Below are 18007 nucleotides of genomic sequence, written 5' to 3' on the forward strand. Positions count from 1 at the left end.
CCACCCGGCCCGGGTGTAACGGTGATAACACGAACCGACTAGCGTCGTTAACGCGATGGTGCTATCGTCGATAACAGCAAGACGGAAGCGGCGCTACCAGCGCCACCCGAGAGGAAGAAGGCACCGATGAGCACCACCGAACCCCGCGTCGCGATCGTCACCGGCGGCTCCCGCGGCATCGGCCGCCAGGTCGCCGAGCGCCTGGCCGCCGACGGCATGGCCGTCGTAGTCAACTACGCGGGCAACCAGGCCGAGGCCGACGCCGCCGTCGCGGCCATCACCGAGCGCGGTGGCCGGGCGATCGCGGTCCGCGCCGACGTCGCCGACCTGGACGCGGTCGCGAACCTGTTCGACACGGCGGAGCGCACCTTCGGCGGTGTCGACGTCGTCGCCCACCTGGCCGGCGTGATGACCGCGCCGACGCCGATCGCGGACACCGACTTCGAGGTCCTGGACCGGGTGCACCGCACCAACATCCGCGGCACGTTCGCCGTGGCCCAGCAGGCCGCGAAGCGGGTGCGCGACGGCGGCGCGGTGATCATGACCTCGACGTCCGTGCTCGGGCTGAACCTGCCCGGCTACGGCGTCTACAACGCCACCAAGGGCGCGGTCGAGGCGATCACCATGATCCTGGCGCGCGAGCTGCGCGGCCGCGACATCACCGTGAACACCGTCGCCCCGGGGCCGACCGCCACCGCGCTGTTCCTCGACGGCAAGGACCAGGAAACCATCGACCGGATGGCCCAGCAGCCGCCGCTCGAGCGCCTCGGGCAGCCCGAGGACATCGCCGAGGTCGTCGCGTTCCTCGCCGGCCCGGCCCGCTGGGTCAACGGCCAGGTGCTGCGCGCCAACGGCGGAATCGTCTGAGAACCCCTTACCTGGAAAGGAAAGAACCATGTCCAAGATCATCGTCGTCACCGGCGCCTCCAGCGGGATCGGCGCCCTCTCCGCCCGGGCGCTGGCCCGCGCCGGCCACACCGTCTACGCGGGCATGCGCGCCACCACCGGCCGCAACGCGCCGCAGGTCGAGGCCGCCGCCGCGTACGCGACCGAGCACGGCGTGGACCTGCGGTCGGTCGAGCTGGACGTCTCCAGCCAGGAGTCGGCCGACGCCGCGATCGCGGCGATCGTCGGCGAGCACGGCCGGCTCGACGTCGTGGTGCACAACGCCGGGCACATGGTGCTCGGCCCGGCCGAGGCGTTCACCCCGGAGCAGTACGCGCAGCTGTACGACACGAACGTGATCGGCACCCAGCGCGTCAACCGCGCCGCCCTCCCCCACCTGCGGGACCGGCGCGACGGACTGCTGGTGTGGGTGTCGAGCAGCAGCGTGCGCGGCGGCACCCCGCCGTACCTGGCGCCGTACTTCGCGGCGAAGGCGGCGATGGACAGCCTCGCCGTCTCCTACGCCGCCGAGGTGGCCCGCTTCGGCATCGACACCGCGATCGTCGTGCCCGGCGCGTTCACCTCGGGCACCAACCACTTCCCGAACTCCGGGCACCCGGCCGACACGGACGTCGCGGCCGCCTACGAAGAGCGCTACGCGGGCCTGACCGACCACGTCGCCGGGAAGCTGGCCGAGATCACCCCGGCCGACGCCGACGTCGCGGTGGTCGCCGAGGAGCTGGCGCGGGTCGTGGACCTGCCCAAGGGCAAGCGGCCGTTCCGGACGCACATCGACCCGTCCGACGACGGCGGCTGGCTGGTCGCGGAGGTCGGCGACCGGATCCGGAGCGAGTTCCTGCGCCGGATCGACCTGGCCGACCTGCTCAGCCCGTCGGCCGGCTGAACCGGGTGACGATCACGTGGTCCTTGGCCGGGCCGCGGACCGCCCACTCCTGCCCCCAGCGAAGGGCGTCCAGCACGCGGTAGCTGCCGCGGTAGAGGTCGTCGCGGCAGGGGTGGTCGGTCCGCCAGTGCCCGGAGCGCAGGTCGAGCTCGTGGAAGAACCCGCCGTGGTCGAAGTGGACGTCGGCGCGGCCGGGCGCGGTGGGCCGGTAGTGCAGCGTGCGCGTCACCGGGCCGGTGTAGTCGCCGAGGCGCATCTCGCCCTCTTCGCGGTACACGAGCACGCCCCCCTCGTCGGTGAAGGTGGCGGTGCCGGTCACCTCGCCCGCCGGGTCACCCTCGGCGGTGCGGATCTCACGGTCCAGCCGCCATGCGCCGTCGAAAAACGCGGCCAGGTCGGTCACCGGGAAGTATTCGTCCATCTCCTCCAGTGTCGCACCGGCGCCGCGGCACGCCGGAGAGGGCGCACGGAACTTGTCGGACCCCCGCTCTAGACTCGGGCGGGTGGCAGAGACCGAGTTCGCGACCGTGTCCGACGCGCTGGAGACCCTCCGGCGCGTGTTCGGCTACGACAGCTTCCGCGGCGACCAAGCGGAGATCGTCGAGCACGTGATCGCCGGCGGCGACGCGCTCGTGCTGATGCCCACCGGTGGCGGGAAGTCGCTGTGCTACCAGATCCCGGCGCTGGTGCGGCCCGGTGTGGGCGTGGTGGTCTCGCCGCTGATCGCGCTGATGCAGGACCAGGTCGACGCGCTGCGCAACGCCGGCGTCCGGGCGGGTTTCCTCAACTCCACCCAGGACTACGCGGCGCGCCAAGAGGTCGAAACGGCGTTCCTGTCCGGCGAGCTCGACCTGCTCTACCTTGCGCCCGAACGGCTTTCGGTGGAATCCACCGTGCGGCTGCTCGACCGCGGCAAGATCTCGCTGTTCGCGATCGACGAAGCGCACTGCGTCGCCCAGTGGGGCCACGACTTCCGGCCCGACTACCTGCAGCTGTCCGCGCTGCACGAGCGCTGGCCCGACGTGCCGCGGATCGCGCTCACCGCGACCGCCACCGAGGCCACGCACAAGGAGATCGCGGCCCGGCTGAACCTCGACGAGGCGCGCCACTTCGTCGCGAGCTTCGACCGGCCCAACATCCAGTACCGGATCGTCGGCAAGAACTCGCCGCAGCGCCAGCTGCTGGAACTGCTGCAGACCGAGCACAAGGGTGACGCAGGGATCGTCTACTGCCTGTCCCGGAACTCGGTGGAGAAGACCGCGGAGTTCCTGGTGCAGAACGGGATCCCGGCGGTGCCGTACCACGCGGGGCTGGACGCGCGGGTGCGTGCGCGGCACCAGTCGCGGTTCCTGCGGGAAGACGGGCTGATCGTGGTCGCCACGATCGCGTTCGGGATGGGCATCGACAAACCGGACGTCCGGTTCGTCGCGCACCTCGACCTGCCCAAGTCGGTCGAGGGGTACTACCAGGAGACCGGGCGCGCGGGCCGTGACGGGCTGCCGTCGACGGCCTGGCTGGCCTACGGGCTGCAGGACGTGGTGCAGCAACGGAAGATGATCGACACGTCAGAGGGCGACGACGCGCACCGCCGCCGTCTGGGCGCCCACCTGAACGCGATGCTGGCGCTGTGCGAGACCGTCGAATGCCGCCGGGTGCAGATCCTCAACTACTTCGGGCAGAAGGCCGAGCCGTGCGGCAACTGCGACACGTGCCTGAACCCGCCGGAGAAGTGGGACGGCACGATACCGGCGCAGAAGCTGCTGTCCACGATCGTGCGGCTGCGCAACGAACGGCGGCAGAAGTTCGGCGCCGGCCAGGTGATCGACATCCTGCTCGGCAAGTCCACGCCGAAGGTCACGCAGTTCCAGCACGACACGCTCAAGACGTTCGGCATCGGCACCGAGCTGCGCGAACCGGAGTGGCGCGCCGTGGTGCGGCAGCTGCTGGCCCAGGGCTGGCTCGCGGTCGAGGGTGACTACGGCTCGCTGGTGCTCACCGAGGCGAGCGCCGAGGTGCTGGGCGGTGACCGCGAGGTCATGCTGCGCCGCGAGCCCGAGCGGGCGGCCGCGGCCAAGGCGGCGCGTGGCACCAGGAAAGCCGCCCCCGCGGTGGACATGCCCGCGGAGGCGGCCCCGCTGTTCGAACGGCTGCGGGCCTGGCGGGCCGGCGTCGCGAAGGAACAGGGCGTGCCGGCCTACGTCGTCTTCCACGACGCCACGCTGCGCCAGATCGCCACGCAACGGCCGTCGTCGCTGGCGGACCTGGGCACGGTCAGCGGGGTCGGCGAGAACAAGCTCGCCAAGTACGGCGAAGGCGTGCTCGATGCCCTGAGCGCCGAGTGACCTAGCGGGTGGCCGGCCCCGGCCCCGGCCCCGGCTGGCCGTCCGGCCCGGTCACCGAGCTGACCTTCCGGACGACGCCGGCGATCTGCTGGTGGTACTTGCCCTTGGTCTTGTCGTCGGCGAACTTCGCGGCCTTGCCGACGGCCTGGTTCACCTTCTCGGGGTTCTTCTTGGCGTAGGCGCGGGCGGCGCCGGCAGCCCCGGCGAGCACGGTGAGCTTGCGCATGAAAGCCACGGTGGTCCTCCCTCATCGGTAGCGGTCATCCTGACAACGCGGACGAACCCCCCAGAGGTTCCCCGTGTGACCGCCGCCAAACCCCCGGCCCCGCCGCTCACCCGGTTTCCCACGGCCCACGCCCCGGCCCCGCCCTCGCGGGTTCGAAGCCGTACAGCCGTGTTCGAGGCCGGGACTTGCGTGGTCGGAGCCGGAAGCGGCGTGATCAGAGCCGCGACCAGCGTGATCAGGGCCGCGACCGACGTGATTGGGGCCGCGACCGGCGAGTCACAGCCCCGAGCACGCCAGTTCCGGCCTCCATCACATGGGTTCCGGGTCCGATCACGCGGGTTCCGGGCCCGACCACGCGAGAACCGGCTTCGGGCACGCGAGTTCCGGGCCCGACCACGCCAGTTCCGGCCCCGGCACGCCAGCCCCGGGCCCTGCCACGCGAATTGCGGGCTCAATCACGCCAGTTCCGGCCTCGGGCACGCCAGTCCCGGGCCCAGTCCCGCGAGTTGCGGACTCAATCACGCCAGCCCCGGCCCCGGGCACGCGACTCCCGAGCCCAGCCACGCGAGATCCCAGCCCGACCACGCCAATTCCGGCCCCGGCACGCCAGTCCCAGCCACACGATATCCCGGCCCGATCACGCGAGACCCCAGCCCGACCACGCCAGTCCCGGCCTCAGGCACGCCACTCCCGGACCCAGCCACGCGAGATCCCGGCCCGGTCACGCGAAGTCCGGCCCCGGGAACGCGAGTGGCGGGCAAGCGGCTCGGCCCAGCGGCGTCAGTCTCCCTCAGCCTGTTCCGCCAGCCGCTTGATCGCCGTCAGGCGGGAGGACCACTGGGCGGCGACCTGGTTCATCCAGCGGGCCGTGGCCGCCAGGGCGTCCGGGCGGACCTGGTAGCGGCGCTCGCGGCCGTCGCGGCGGGCCGTCACCAGGCCCGCTCCGTCCAGCACCACCAGGTGTTTCACCACCGCCTGGCGACTCACCGGGAGGTCGCCCGCCAGCTCCGTGGCCGTCGCGTCGCCGCGCTCGGACAGCAGCTCCAGCAGGCGGCGCCGGGTCGGGTCGGCCAGGGCCGAAAAGACGTCTTCGGCGGCAACGGGCTCCGTCGTCACACCGCCAGTTTCTCGGACAGCTCCCCGAGCTTCGCGATCACCGCCGTCCAGCCCTCCTCGTGGCTCTCGCGGGTGTCGTCCGGCGACGGGTTCGGCGACGGCGCCCGCGTCGTGAAGCCGCTCTCGACGACCTTCAACCGCGTGCTGCCACCCTCCGCGGCCAGCGTGAACTCGACCAGCGTCGAGTTGGCCTCGTCGGCGACCACGCCCGGGAACCCGCTGGCCCAGCGGTACGACAGCGCACGCGGCCGGTCCAGCGCGACGATCTTGGTCGGGAACTGGCCGTGGTCGCCGTGGTCGAGCTGGATGATCCCGCCCGGCCGCAGGTCCACCGGCGCCGGCGTGCCGTCGCCGAACCACTGGCCGACGTACTCCGATTCGGTCAGCACCGCCCACACCCGCTCGATCGGCGCGTCGATCACGATCTCCTGCTCGACCTGGTCCTGGTTCATCGTTTCCCCTTGGTTCAGTTTCTGGTGCAACCACAGGGTTGCACGAGAAGACGTCAGGCGCAACCCCTCGGTTGCGTCTGCCCCCCGGAAAATCGCGAGCGCGCCCCGGCCCCGGGACCTAGGCTCGCGATCATGCGCGACCTGGCCGCCCTGCCGAAGGCCCACCTGCACGTCCACCTGGAGAGCACGATCCGGCCGGGCACGCTCCGCGAGCTCGGCGCGGCCAACGGCGTCGACGCCCCGGCCGAGCAGCCCGCGTTCGACGGCTTCCGCGCCTTCGCCGACTACAACGCGCTCATCCGGTCCTGCCTGCAGCGGCCCGAGGACTTCGAGCGGATCGCCCGCGAGTACTGCGCCGACGAAGCCGCGCAGGGCACGCGCTACGCCGAGATCACGTTCACCGCCGCCGCGCACGGGGAACGCCTGGGCGACCTCGAGATGCCGCTCGCGTCCGTCCTCAAAGGACTCAAGGACAGTGGCGAGATCGAGTGGCGGCTGCTGCTGGACCACTCGCGCCGCCGCTCGGTCGAACGCGCCGAGCGCACCCTCGAACTCGCGCTGAAGTACGACGACGTGTTCGCGATCGGCATGGCGGGCGAGGAAAACCACTCGCTCCGGCCGTTCGCCGCACTCTTCGAGAAAGCCCGCGCGGCCGGGATCCACCTGCTGCACCACACCGGCGAGGACGCCGGGCCGGACAGCATCCGCGAAGCCCTCGAAATCGGCCACACCGAACGCCTCGGCCACGGCATCCGCGTCCTCGACGACCCGGAGCTGACCGCCGAGGTCCGCGACCGCGGGCTCGCGCTGGAGGTCTGCCCGTCGTCGAACGTCACGCTCGGCCTGGTGCCATCGCTGCCCGAGCACCCGCTCCCCCGGCTACTCGAAGCGGGTCTGCAGGTCACCCTGAACACCGACGTTCCCTCGGTCACCGGCGCGGAGCTGGCGGAGGAATACGCCCGAGTACAACAGGCTTTCGGCTACGACGACGCCGCGATGGCCGACTTCGCCCGGGCGGGCGTGCACGCGTCGTTCGCTCCCGGGGCGACGAAAACCCAAATGCTGCAGGACATCGACGCCTGGCTCACACCGGCAGCAGGCGGGTGACCAGCGTCGAAAGCTGGTGCACCGTACGGCATTCGTGCATCTCCACTAGGTCGGCGTACTCCAGGGCCGCCGAGTCGCCCGTCGACCACAGGGACCGGCGTTCCGGGTTCAGCCAGTAGACGTGCCGGGCGCGGGACTTGATCGCGCGAACGGCGTCCAGGTTCGGGTCGCCGCCGTTGGTGCGGGCGTCGCCGAGGATCAGCACCGACGTGCGCGGGCCGACCGCGTCGAGCCAGTTCGCGGTGAAGCCCGCCAGCGCGCCGCCGTAGTCGCTGTGGCCGTCCCAGCGCACCACCGCGGCTTCGGCGAGCATCCGCGCCCCGAGCTGCTCCGGGTCGGCGACGCCGGTGGTGACCAGGTGGGTGACCTCGTCGGTGCTGTCGACGAAGGCGAACACGCGGATCTTGCTGAACTGGTCGCGCAGCGCCTGCACCAGCAGCATGGTGAAGTTCGCGAACCCCGCCACCGAGCCGGAAAGATCGCACAGCAGCACGATTTCCGGCCGTCCGGGCCGCCGGTGGCGATACGCGGGACGCAGCGGCACGCCGCCGGTCGAGAGCGAGCGCCGCAGCGTGCGGCGCAGGTCGATCTGCCCGCGGGTCGTGCGCTTGCGACGGGCCGCGAGCCGGGTCGCCAGCTTGCGGGACAACGGCTGGATCGTGCGCCGCAGCTCGGCGAGCTGGCTTCGGCTGGCGATGAGGAAGTCGACGCGGTCGGCCGCGGGCGCGATGGCGTGCTTGGCGACGCGCTCCCGGCCGCGGACCTCGGCCGCGCGCCGGCGGGCTTCGGTGCGGACCTGGCCGCGGAAGCCTTCGACGCGGCGGCGGATCTCGTCGCGGTCGAGCCGGTCGGTGAACTCGCCGCGCGCGCCGCCCCCGCGCATCGCCGCGAGCACGCGGGCGATGAGCGTCTGCGGCTGCAGCCGGTCGAGCGTCTGGTGGGCCGAGAAGCCGCCGCCCGGGCCGGACGACGAGCCGTACTGCCCCAGCATGTCGACGGCGAGCCCGGCCAGCTGCGCGAGCGCCTGCTCGTCACCGTCGGTGAGGGCCGCCGCGAGCTGCTCCCGCAGCTCTTCGAGGGTCGTGTCGGAGCGGGCCCGCTCGGGCGCGCCGATCCCGGCCGGGAAGTACAGGTCGAACGCGGCGTCGAACACCGCGCGCTGCCCGCCGCGGCGGACCAGGGCCGCGGCCAGGCCCTCGCGGACCAGCTCGCGGTCGTCGAACCCGAGGACCTCCAGCGCCGCGGCGGCGTCGACCGTCTCGGCGGGGCCCGCCGGGATGCCCTGCACCCGCAGGGCCTTGACGAACGACGCGAGCCGCTCCGGCACGCCGCCGGTCACGACGCGTCCAGAACCTGTTCGAGCTGCAGCCCGGCGCCGGCCTTGGTGATGTCGTCCTGGTGCTTGAGCACGACGCCGAGGCTCTCCCGCACCACCTGTTCGCTGAGCGTGGACGCGCCGAGCGCGAGCAGCGTGCGTGCCCAGTCGATGGTCTCGGCGACCGACGGCAGCTTCCGCAGGTCCATCGCCCGCAGCGCGGCGATCACCCGGACGACTGAATCCGCCAGCGCGTCGTTGATGCCGGGCACCTTGAGCCGGACGATCTCGCGCTCCAGCTCCTCGTCCGGGAAGTCGATGTGCAGGAACAGGCAGCGGCGGCGCAGCGCCTCGGACAGCTCGCGGGTCGCGTTGGACGTCAGCACGGCGAACGGCGCGCGCGTGGCGGTGATCGTGCCCAGCTCCGGCACGGTCACCTGGAAGTCGCCGAGCACCTCCAGCAGCAGGCCCTCGACCTCCATGTCGGCCTTGTCCGTCTCGTCGATCAGCAGCACGGTCGGCTCGTCCGAGGAGATCGCGGTGAGCAGCGGACGGCGCAGCAGGAACTCCTCGCCGAAGATGTCGGTGCGGGCCTCTTCCCACGTCTCGTCGCGGCCGGCGGTGATCCGCAGCAGCTGCTTCGCGTGGTTCCACTCGTACAGCGCGCGGGCCTCGTCGATGCCCTCATAGCACTGCAGGCGCACCAGCCGCGAGCCACTGACCTGGGCGACGGCCTTGGCCAGCTCGGTCTTGCCGACGCCGGCCGGGCCTTCGACCAGCAGCGGCTTGCCGAGCTGGTCGGCGAGGAACACCGTGGTCGCCACCGCCGTCGACGCCAGGTAGCCGGCCTCGGCCAGTTTCGCCGACACGTCGTCGACGGAGGTGAAGAATCCGGTGCCCACCGATGGCCTCCTAAGCGATCGCTCACCCCGGACTGTACCGGACCGCCGGGTCCGCCCAGGACGGTTAGCATCGGCCCCGTGACCTACGTTGCGGCTTCCGGCCGATACGAATCGATCCCCTACCGGCGCTGCGGGCGGTCCGGGCTGAAGCTGCCCGCGATCTCGCTCGGGCTGTGGCACAACTTCGGCCACGACAAGCCCCTGCAGACCCAGCGCGACATCACCCGCCGTGCTTTCGACCTCGGCATCACGCACTTCGACCTGGCCAACAACTACGGCCCGCCCTACGGCTCGGCCGAGGAGAACTTCGGGCGGCTGCTGGCCACCGACTTCAAGCCCTACCGCGACGAGCTGGTGATCTCCAGCAAGGCCGGCTACGACATGTGGCCCGGCCCGTACGGCGAGTGGGGCTCCCGCAAGTACCTGCTCTCGTCGCTGGACCAGTCGCTCGGCCGGCTGGGCCTGGACTACGTCGACATCTTCTACTCCCACCGGTTCGACCCCGAGACGCCGCTGGAAGAGACGGTCGGCGCGCTCGACAGCGCCGTCCGCGCCGGGAAAGCGCTGTACGTCGGGATTTCCTCGTACAACTCGGAGCGGACCGCCGAGGCGGCGCGGCTGCTGCGCGAGCTCGGCACGCCGCTGCTGATCCACCAGCCGTCGTACTCGATGCTGAACCGCTGGATCGAGGAGGACGGCCTCCTCGACACCCTGGACGAGGCGGGCGCGGGCTGCATCGCGTTCTCGCCGCTGGCCCAGGGCCTGCTGACGGACAAGTACCTGACCGGCGTCCCGGCGGACTCGCGGGCCGCGCAGGGCAAGTCCCTGGACCCGGACACCCTCGACGACGACCGGCTGGGCCGCGTCCGCGCGCTCAACGAGATCGCCGGCCGCCGCGGGCAGTCGCTGGCCCAGCTCGCGCTGGCCTGGGCGCTGCGCGACCACCGCGTGACGTCGGTGCTGATCGGCGCGAGCAGCGTCAAGCAGCTCGAGGACAACGTCGGCGCGCTCGGCAACCTCGAGTTCAGCTCCGAGGAGCTGACCGAGATCGACGGGCACGCGACCGACGCGGACATCAACCTGTGGAAGCGGTCCTCGGACGGCTGACCACTCGGGACGGCGGGGTGCTCACGCGCCTCGCCGTTTTCCCGGCCTGACGTTTGACCAGGTTTCGTATTTGGTCATACGATGGCGTCATGCCCCCTGCCGAAGACCGCGCCGAGCGGGCCGAGCGGATCCTCGACGCCGCCGCCGAGCTGCTGCTGCGCGCCGGCTACCGCCGCACCACGATCGAGGACGTCGCCGAGCGGGCCGGCATCGGCAAGGGGACCGTCTACCTGCACTGGAAGAACCGCGAAGACCTCTTCCTGGCCGTGCTGCTGCGGGAGTCCGTGCGCGCCATCGAAGACCTCGTCCGGGCCATGGAGGCCGACCCGCTCGTCACCCGGCTCGCCACGCTCACCCGGATCCAGTACACGAACGTGCTGGCCCGTCCCCTGCTGCGCGCCGGGCACGCCGACGACGCCGGCACGCTCGGCAAGCTCCTGCCGAAGCTGCACGACCAGCTCGACCCGCGCCACGACGAGGCCTTCGTCGAGTACCTCGAGCTGCTGGCGGCCCACGACCTGCTCCGCACCGACCGCCCGGCCCGTGAACTCGCCGTCGCCTACCGGGCGGTGCTGCACGGCTTCCTCGTCGGCTCGCCCCCGCCGGAGCCCGCGTTGATCGCCGACACCGTCGCCCACGCCTTCGAGCCGCTGGCCGTCTCGACGACGCAGCTGCGTGCCGTCGCGCCGCGGGCCATCGCGCTGTTCACCGAATCCGCCGCACTCGACCGGAAGCGGCTCGAGCGGGCTTACTAGAACTGGGGATGCAGATGCGCACCGGAATCCTGATCGACGAACTCGGCGTCGGCTTCGACGCCATGACCACGCAAGCGCGCGAAGCGGCGAAGCTCGGCTACCAGACGCTCTGGCTGGCGCAGCGCGGCGGCTGGGACGCGCTCACCGCGTTGCCGGCGCTCGCCGCGGCGGCGCCCGGGATCGCGCTGGGCACGTGCGTCGTGCCGACCTACCCGCGGCACCCGATCACCATGGCCGCGCAGGCGCTGACCGTGCAGGCCGCCACTGGGGTGCCGGTCCACCTCGGTGTCGGGCTGAGCCACCGGTACATCGTCGAGCACGAGTTCGGCTACTCCTACGACCGCCCGCTGCGGCACCTGCGCGAGTACCTGGAGGCGCTGAACCCGTTGCTGCGCGGGGAAAAGGCGGACGTCCACGGCGAGACGCTCACCGCGGCGGGCGGGGTGAACGCCCCGGGCGCCGGGCGGCCGTCGCTGCTGGTCGGCTCGGTGAGCCCGAAGTCGACCAAGCTGGCCGGCGAACTGGCCGACGGCGTGATCACGACCTGGGCTGGGCCGCGGGCGATCGGCGAGTTCGTGGTGCCGTCGCTGGGTGCGGGGTCGCGGGTCGTCTCCGGGCAGCTGATCTGCGTGACGTCCGAAGTGGACGAACGCCGCGCCTGGGTCGAGGAGACGTACGGCGCGGCCGCGAGCGTGCCTGCGTACCGCGCGATCCTGGACCGCGACGGCTACGTAAGGGTGTCGGACAGCGCGATCATCGGCGACGAGGAAACCGTGCGGCGCCAGGTGAAGGCGCTCGAAGACGCGGGCGCGACCGAGCTGCTGGTGATGCCGTTCGGCCCGGCCGAGGACCAAGCCCGTACCCGCGAACTGCTGGCTTCGTGAGCCGCCTCTGGGTCGACGACCTCCGACCGGCGCCGCCCGGCTGGACGTAGGCGAAGACGATCGAGCTGCTCGAAGCGGACGAGTTCGCCGCGATTTCCCTGGACCACGACCTCGGCGACGACGACACCACCCGCCCGGTCATGCTCTGGCTGTGCGAGCACGACCACTGGCCGCCGGAGGTGCACGTCCACACGGCGAACCCGGTCGGCCGCGAGTGGCTCACCGGCATGGCCCACCGCTACGGCCCGGGCGTCCGCCCCTGACGCGCCCCACGCACCGCTGGATCCGTGCGGGGCGGGTGTCACGGCCCGGTGTAGGAGACCGAGAACGCGTTGCCGCCGGAGGGATCGGAGGGTGTCGAGTAGGTGATGCCGTTCTGCACCAGCGTGATCTTGTCGTTCGCGGTGAGGCCGGGATTGGCGCCGTTGACCGTGGCGGCGGTGAAGCTGAACGTCGAGAACCGCGGCGGCGGGCCTGCGGCACCGTTGACCGTGGGCGTTTCCTCGATCCACTCCACCGACGCGTCCGGGCCGGCGTAGTCGAGGGCGCCGCGGAAGGCTTCGCCGGTGGTGTCGTCGGTGAGCGTGATGCGCCAGGCGGTGCTGGTGCGGCTCTTGGTCAGCGTGGCGGTCATCGCGTCGCCGCCGTGGATCGTCAGCGGAAGCGCGGTTTCGGCGGCCGGGAGGATCTCCCACCACGCGTGGTAGGTCGCCTTGCCGTTCTCGACGTAGGCCGCGGTACCGGTTTGCAACAGGTTCGCATTGGCGAACCCGTCGATGCCGACCCACTGCGACGAGTAGTGGTTTCCGGAACCGGAGACCGTCGGCACGGTCCAGTGCCCGGTCACGGCGGTGTAGGTCCCGGCGAGCGCGTACCCGGACCAGTTCGTGGACGTGGACGCGTTGTGGGCGTGCACGAAAGCGGCGTCCGTGACACCGCCGGCGGCCGGAGCCACGGCGAACGCGACACCGGCCGCGGCGACCGCCACGACCGCGAAAGCACGCAGGACTTTGCTGGACATCGGACCCACTCCCCCTGGTTCCCGCCTCGGGTGACGGGACCACCGCGACACCGGCCGTCGACAATCCGTCGACAGTGCCGACCGGGACGAAGACGTCCCTAGCGCGGCGCGGGGAGGTGGGCCGCCTCGGGGAAGAGGTTCAGCGCGCGCAGCGCCGCGCCCAGCTCGGCGATGTCCGCCGGGTCCGTCAGGGAGCGGCCCAGTTCCTCGGTGATGCGCCTCAGGCGGTGGCGGATCGTGTTGGGGTGGCAGAACATCCGCTCCGACGTCAGCTTCGTCGAGCCCTGGCAGTCGAACCACGCGCGCAGCGTCAGCAGCAGCACGTTGCGGTCGTCACCCGGCAGGTCGAGGACCGGCTGCAGCACGTGGTGCGCCAGCTGCACCGACGCCTCCGGCGAGCTGGCCACCAGCCCGGCCAGCGGCGACTCGGTGAACTGCACCAGCCCCGGCGTGCCGGGTGCCAGGCTGGACAGCGCCACCCGCGCCAGGTGCAGCGCGCGGGCGGTGTGGGCGAGGCCGGTGAACACCGGGCTCGTGCCGACGCGCCCGACCGGATTTTCGCGCACCAGGTCCACGATCGCCTTCGACGCACTCGGGTCGCGCAGGGACACCACGCCGACCTGCAGGTCCGGGGTGAGCCGCCAGGCCGACGCGTGCTGGCGCTCCCGCAGCCGCGCCTCGATCTGCGGCAGCGGTTCCTGGCCCAGCCGCGGGGTTTCCGCCGCGACCACGACGAACGTGCCGTCCAGCGACAGGTCGAGCACCCGGGCGATGTCCCACAGCGTGCCCTCGGTCGCGGAGCCGCCCGCGAACAGCGCCTCGACCAGCGCCGAGCGCCGGTTCTGGTGTGCCACCAGTACTTCCGCGGTGGTGTCCCGATAGGACGTCGTGAGCGCTTCGGCCAGATCGTCGATGAGGGCCCAGATCGCCGTCGTCGCGGCGACGAGCCCGGCGAGGTCCTGCGACGAGCCGCGGGCGGTCAGCGTCACGAACTCCTGCCAGACCTCGGTCAGCCCGATCCGGTAGGCCCGCAGCAGCTCCGGCAGCGGCGCGCCCGACAGCGCCCGCGCCCGGCCGGTCGCGCGGGCCTGGGACAGGTCCGGGACGTCCGATCCGCGCAGCGTCCGCATCACGTGGTCGAGGTTGGCGCGCACGGAGTTCCGCAGCTCGGCGTGGGAGACGAACCGGCCGTCCTGGTACACCGGCATCTCGGCCCGGATCCGGCGGACGGTGCGCTCGATCAGTTCGGGCAGCTTCCGCTCGACCTCGACGGTCAGCGTGGCCACGGTCGGCGCGAACCCGTCGGCCGGCAGCGCCTGGTAGTGCATGGTGCCTCCGGTACCCCGGGCCTCTTCGTCGGGGCCCGAGACCGACATCTAACCCGAAAGCACCCACCACGACCGGGTGAACTTTCTCCAAGATCCGCGGATGCGGAGATTGTTTTGTAGAACCTCCGCATCCGCGTGCTCACATCCTGGCCGCCGCGCTCTTGATCGCCTCGCGGATCCGGAAGTACGTGCCGCAGCGGCAGACGTTCTCGATCGCGTCGATCTCCGCGTCCGTCGGGTTCTTCGTCTTCTTCAGCAGCGCGACGGCGGCCATGATCTGCCCGGGCTGGCAGTAGCCGCACTGCGCGACGTCCTGCTCCAGCCAGGCTTCCTGGACCGGGTGCAGGTTCTCGCCGTCGGCCAGCCCCTCGATCGTGGTGACCTCCTTGCCGGCGCAGTCCGAAACCGGCGTGACGCAGGGGTTGAACGCCTCGCCGTCGAGGTGGCTGGTGCAGGCCTTGCAGACGTTGATGCCGCAGCCGTACTTCGGCCCGCGGACCTTGAGCTTGTCGCGCAGCGCCCACAGCATCGGCAGGTCGGCGGGCGCGTCCACGGTGACGGTCTTCCCGTTCACCACGAAGGTGTAGTTCGGCATGGTTCTCCTCAGCGCGGGAACGGTTCGAAGTCGACCGGGAACGTGATCGGGAAGCTGCGGGGCTTGATCCCGGTCGCCCTGGCGTAGGCGTTGGCGATCGCGCCGACCGGCGCCGGCAGGCCGAGCTCGCCGGCGCCGCCAATGTCGCTGCCGCCCGCCGGCATGACGTGCACGGTGACGTCCGGCGGTGAGTTCTTCTGCCGCGCGTAGTGGAACTGCGAGTAGCTGCCCTCCAGCGGCAGGCCCTTGTCGATGTGCAGGCCCGCGGTGAGCGTCGTCGAGATCGCGTCGGTCAGGCCGCCGAGCATCTGCGCCTGGATGCCGCGCGGGTTCACCGGCTTGCCGACGTCCACCGCGATGGTCGCCTTGGTGACCCGCGGGTGCTTCGGGTCGCGCGCGTCGAGCTCGACCAGGCAGGCCGTGTAGGACTTGTACTCGCCGTGCACCGCGATGCCCTGCGCGAAGCCCTTCGGCATCTTCTTGCCCCACTGGCCGAGCTCGGCGACCTTGTCGAGCACCGCGCGCTGGCGGTCGGCCTTGATGAACTCGCGGCGGAACTGCAGCGGGTCCTTGCCGAGCTTCGCGGCGATCTCGTCGACCATGATCTCCTCGGCGCCGCGGGTGTTCGCCGAGTACACCGAGCGCCACGCCGAGGTGTGGAACTTCAGCGGCACCTCGTTGAGCAGCTGCGTGGTGACGCCGAAGTTGTACGGCGACTTGATCGTCAGCAGGAACACCGTCTGCGCGAAGCTCAGGTTCCCGGCGACGGGCAGCTTCGCCGCGAACGCCGTGAGGATCTCGCCGAGCCCGTGGCTCCAGTCGGTTTCGACGCTGGCGACGCGGTGCTCGAACGTGAGCACCTGCCCGAGGGCGAAGGTGGCGCGGATCTTGTGGTGGCTCGCCGCGCGCGCCCGGCCGTGGCGCATGTCGTCGATCCGGCTCCACATGAGACGGACGGGCTTCTTCATCGCCTGCGAGATGTGCGCGGCTTCCAGGGCGGCGTCGAAGAACAGCCGGCGGCCGAACGACCCGCCGCCCTGCTGGACGTGCACGGTGACCTGGTTCTCCGGCAGCCCCAGCTCCTGCGCGATGGTCTGCTTCGCCACGATCGGCGACTTCAGCCCGGCCCAGATCGTGGCGCTGCCCTCGCGGACGTCGGCGACCGCGGAGTTCGACTCCATCGGCGCGTGGCTGGCGAAGGCGAAGTCGAACTCGCCGTCGACGTACTGCGTCAGCAGCGGCGGCACGACGAACGGCAGCGCGGCGTCGTGCAGCTTCTTCTTGATCGTCTCGTTGTTCTCGCCGTCGACGGTGCCCGGGCCCCAGGTGACGTCGAGGGCGTCCTTGCCGTCGAGGGCCTGGCCGAACGTCTCGGCCATCACCGCGACGCCGGTCTTCACGACGGCGATGTCGATGATCCCCGGCATGGCCCGCACGGCGGCTTCGTTGTTGACCTTCTTGACCGTGCCGTTGATCGTCGGCGGGCGGCGCACCATCACCGGGTTCGCGCCGGGGACGTCAAGGTCGAGGGTGTAGACCTGCTTCCCGGTGACCATCGCGCGGGCGTCCTTGCGCGAGGTCGGCGTGCCGACCAGGGCGTGCGCGGACTCGGCCTTCGGCTGCACGACGCCGATGCTGAGACCGGAGCGGGACGCGGGCCCGGCGAGCGTGCCGTAGCCGGCCTTGCGGCCGTCCGGCGCCCACACCGCACCGTCGCGTGTGGACAGTCGCGACGCGTCGGTCCCCCACTGCGCCCCGGCGGCGGCCATCATCCGGGCGCGCGCGGTCGCCGCGGTGACGCGCACCGGGTCGTAGAGCGAGCGCATCGTGTTGGAGCCGCCGGTGAGCTGGTTGAACAGCAGCTCGGTGCGGGCGTCGGCGAGCACGACGTCGACGCGGTCCAGCGGCAGGTCCAGCTCCTCCGCGACGAGCATCGCGTTCGCCGTGCTGATCCCCTGGCCGACCTCGCACCGGGGCAGCTGCAGCCGCGCCCGGCCGTCGGCGGTCATCTCGAGCACCAGCAGCCCGGCGGTCGGCACGCACGACAGCGTCAGCACGTCGCCGAGGTCGAGGATCTCGGCGGGCTGCGGCAGCGTCGGGATCGAGGCCTCGGCCACGGACGGCGCGACGGCGTCCGCGGTCAGCTTGGTGGCGACGGTGAGGGTCGGCGCGGCGACGAGGTAGGTCAGGAAGCGGCGGCGGCCGACCTGCCCAGGGTCGGCGGACTCGGTCGTGGGACTGGCCATCGGGAATCCCTTCGGGGGCTCCGGGGTTGCGCGCTTCACGGCGGCGCGAGGCGGAGCGGCGTGGTGGGGAGGCGGGGACCTCGTGACCCGGGTCACGCTAAGCAGGCGTTGTCAGGGCGTCAACGCGGCGTAGTCGTGTCGGATGATCTCTGTGACGAGATGCCAGCGGAAGCCGCCGAATGTGTGCGCCGCCACAGCGCCGGACGGCGCAAACGCTTGCGCCGTGCGGGTCAGCCGGCGTCGGAGCCGCGGGCGCGGCGGGCCTGGACCAGGTCCTCGCGGGCCCGGGCGACGCGGGAGCGGACGGTGCCGACCGGGCAGCCGCAGACGTCGGCGGCCTCGGCGTAGGACAGGCCGAGGACCTGGGTCAGCACGAGCACCTCGCGCCGCTCGGGGTCCAGGCCGTCGAGGAGCAGGCCCAGCTCGACGAGCTCCTCGAAGCCGGCCGTGGTGTCGCGGGTGCGTTCGGCGGCGGCTTCCCAGTCCGTGTCGGCGATCTTCGGTCGGGCACCCGCGGCCCGGATCTGGTCGACGACGACCCGCCGCGCGATCGACAGCAGCCAGGTCCGCGAAGACGAACGCCCGGCGAAGCGGCGAAGGCTGCCGAAGGCACGAAGGTAGGTCTCCTGCGTCAGGTCGTCGGCCTGGGACGCGTCGGTGAGGTGCGCGAGGAAGCGCCAGACGTCGGCCTGCGACGCACGGACCCACTCCTCCAGCGCCCGGCGGTCGCCACGACCGGCCGCCAACGCGAGGGCCGTGACGCGCTCGTCGTCCTCACCACGGGTCATGATCGGGACGCTAGCAGTCACCGGGAACCGTGTG

The 18007-nt window shown here is 71.8% G+C and carries 19 protein-coding genes; 8 read left to right on the forward strand and 11 right to left on the reverse strand.

What is annotated here, in order from left to right; translation table 11 throughout:
• Window positions 1-126 precede the first annotated feature (126 nt).
• Complete coding sequence (locus tag VA596_RS28900; protein WP_323331331.1) at window positions 127-867, forward strand: SDR family oxidoreductase; 741 nt, start codon at window positions 127-129, stop codon at window positions 865-867.
• A gap of 28 nt (window positions 868-895) precedes the next feature.
• Window positions 896-1789: an SDR family oxidoreductase gene (locus VA596_RS28905; RefSeq protein ID WP_323331332.1), complete on the forward strand. Its 894-nt coding sequence runs from the start codon at window positions 896-898 to the stop codon at window positions 1787-1789.
• Here VA596_RS28905 and VA596_RS28910 read toward each other — a convergent pair.
• Entirely contained in the window at window positions 1770-2210 is a 441-nt protein-coding gene (locus tag VA596_RS28910; protein WP_323331333.1) for a DUF6314 family protein, read from the reverse strand. The genes VA596_RS28905 and VA596_RS28910 overlap by 20 nt on opposite strands.
• 82 nt (window positions 2211-2292) lie before the next feature.
• Between VA596_RS28910 and recQ the strand changes: the two genes are divergently transcribed.
• Window positions 2293-4131, forward strand: a complete 1839-nt coding sequence (recQ, locus tag VA596_RS28915) for a DNA helicase RecQ (RefSeq protein ID WP_323331334.1) — start codon at window positions 2293-2295, stop codon at window positions 4129-4131.
• Between the two features lies 1 nt (window position 4132).
• On the opposite strand, the gene VA596_RS28920 is transcribed toward recQ, so the two are convergent.
• The 3 genes from VA596_RS28920 to VA596_RS28930 form a co-directional block, all read right to left on the reverse strand.
• Window positions 4133-4357 carry an antitoxin gene (locus tag VA596_RS28920; protein ID WP_410171935.1) on the reverse strand — a complete coding sequence of 75 codons (225 nt, stop codon included), beginning with the start codon at window positions 4355-4357 and terminating at the stop codon, window positions 4133-4135.
• Window positions 4358-5137: 780 nt separating this feature from the next.
• Window positions 5138-5473: an ArsR/SmtB family transcription factor gene (locus VA596_RS28925; RefSeq protein WP_323331336.1), complete on the reverse strand. Its 336-nt coding sequence runs from the start codon at window positions 5471-5473 to the stop codon at window positions 5138-5140.
• Window positions 5470-5925, reverse strand: coding sequence for an SRPBCC domain-containing protein (locus VA596_RS28930; RefSeq protein ID WP_323331337.1), 456 nt, complete (start codon window positions 5923-5925; stop codon window positions 5470-5472). The genes VA596_RS28925 and VA596_RS28930 overlap by 4 nt, the downstream gene beginning before the upstream one ends.
• Before the next feature lie 132 nt (window positions 5926-6057).
• Here VA596_RS28930 and add point away from each other — a divergent pair, with 132 nt between their 5' ends.
• Window positions 6058-7032: an adenosine deaminase gene (add, locus tag VA596_RS28935; RefSeq protein ID WP_323331338.1), complete on the forward strand. Its 975-nt coding sequence runs from the start codon at window positions 6058-6060 to the stop codon at window positions 7030-7032.
• Here the strand turns inward: add and VA596_RS28940 are convergent.
• A complete protein-coding gene (locus VA596_RS28940) occupies window positions 7010-8371 on the reverse strand; it encodes a vWA domain-containing protein (protein WP_323331339.1) in 1362 nt (453 codons plus the stop codon). The genes add and VA596_RS28940 overlap by 23 nt on opposite strands.
• A complete protein-coding gene (locus VA596_RS28945) occupies window positions 8368-9249 on the reverse strand; it encodes an AAA family ATPase (RefSeq protein ID WP_323331340.1) in 882 nt (293 codons plus the stop codon). Before VA596_RS28945 ends, VA596_RS28940 begins: the two co-directional genes overlap by 4 nt.
• Before the next feature lie 78 nt (window positions 9250-9327).
• Here VA596_RS28945 and mgrA point away from each other — a divergent pair, with 78 nt between their 5' ends.
• From mgrA to VA596_RS28965, 4 genes are all read left to right on the forward strand, one after another.
• Entirely contained in the window at window positions 9328-10356 is a 1029-nt protein-coding gene (gene mgrA / locus VA596_RS28950) for an L-glyceraldehyde 3-phosphate reductase (protein ID WP_323331341.1), read from the forward strand.
• An 89-nt stretch (window positions 10357-10445) separates the two neighbouring features.
• The gene (locus tag VA596_RS28955; protein ID WP_323331342.1) at window positions 10446-11111 is read left to right on the forward strand and encodes a TetR/AcrR family transcriptional regulator; all 666 of its coding nucleotides are present in this window, start codon (window positions 10446-10448) and stop codon (window positions 11109-11111) included.
• 14 nt (window positions 11112-11125) lie between these two features.
• Window positions 11126-11995: a TIGR03564 family F420-dependent LLM class oxidoreductase gene (locus VA596_RS28960; RefSeq protein ID WP_323331343.1), complete on the forward strand. Its 870-nt coding sequence runs from the start codon at window positions 11126-11128 to the stop codon at window positions 11993-11995.
• Between the two features lie 65 nt (window positions 11996-12060).
• Entirely contained in the window at window positions 12061-12258 is a 198-nt protein-coding gene (locus VA596_RS28965) for a cyclic-phosphate processing receiver domain-containing protein (RefSeq protein WP_323331633.1), read from the forward strand.
• 38 nt (window positions 12259-12296) lie between these two features.
• Here VA596_RS28965 and VA596_RS28970 read toward each other — a convergent pair whose 3' ends face one another.
• The 5 genes from VA596_RS28970 to VA596_RS28990 all read right to left on the reverse strand — a co-directional run bounded on the left by VA596_RS28970 (window position 12297) and on the right by VA596_RS28990 (window position 17973).
• The gene (locus VA596_RS28970) at window positions 12297-13016 is read right to left on the reverse strand and encodes a G1 family glutamic endopeptidase (protein WP_323331344.1); all 720 of its coding nucleotides are present in this window, start codon (window positions 13014-13016) and stop codon (window positions 12297-12299) included.
• 98 nt (window positions 13017-13114) lie between these two features.
• Window positions 13115-14344, reverse strand: coding sequence for a PucR family transcriptional regulator (locus VA596_RS28975; protein WP_323331345.1), 1230 nt, complete (start codon window positions 14342-14344; stop codon window positions 13115-13117).
• A gap of 139 nt (window positions 14345-14483) precedes the next feature.
• A complete protein-coding gene (locus VA596_RS28980; protein ID WP_323331346.1) occupies window positions 14484-14939 on the reverse strand; it encodes a (2Fe-2S)-binding protein in 456 nt (151 codons plus the stop codon).
• 8 nt (window positions 14940-14947) lie between these two features.
• Window positions 14948-17185: a xanthine dehydrogenase family protein molybdopterin-binding subunit gene (locus VA596_RS28985; RefSeq protein ID WP_323331347.1), complete on the reverse strand. Its 2238-nt coding sequence runs from the start codon at window positions 17183-17185 to the stop codon at window positions 14948-14950.
• A 230-nt stretch (window positions 17186-17415) separates the two neighbouring features.
• Complete coding sequence (locus tag VA596_RS28990; protein WP_323331348.1) at window positions 17416-17973, reverse strand: sigma-70 family RNA polymerase sigma factor; 558 nt, start codon at window positions 17971-17973, stop codon at window positions 17416-17418.
• Between the last annotated feature and the right edge of the window lie 34 nt (window positions 17974-18007).

It is taken from the genome of Amycolatopsis heterodermiae (assembly GCF_034929455.1).
Taxonomy (GTDB): domain Bacteria; phylum Actinomycetota; class Actinomycetes; order Mycobacteriales; family Pseudonocardiaceae; genus Amycolatopsis; species Amycolatopsis heterodermiae.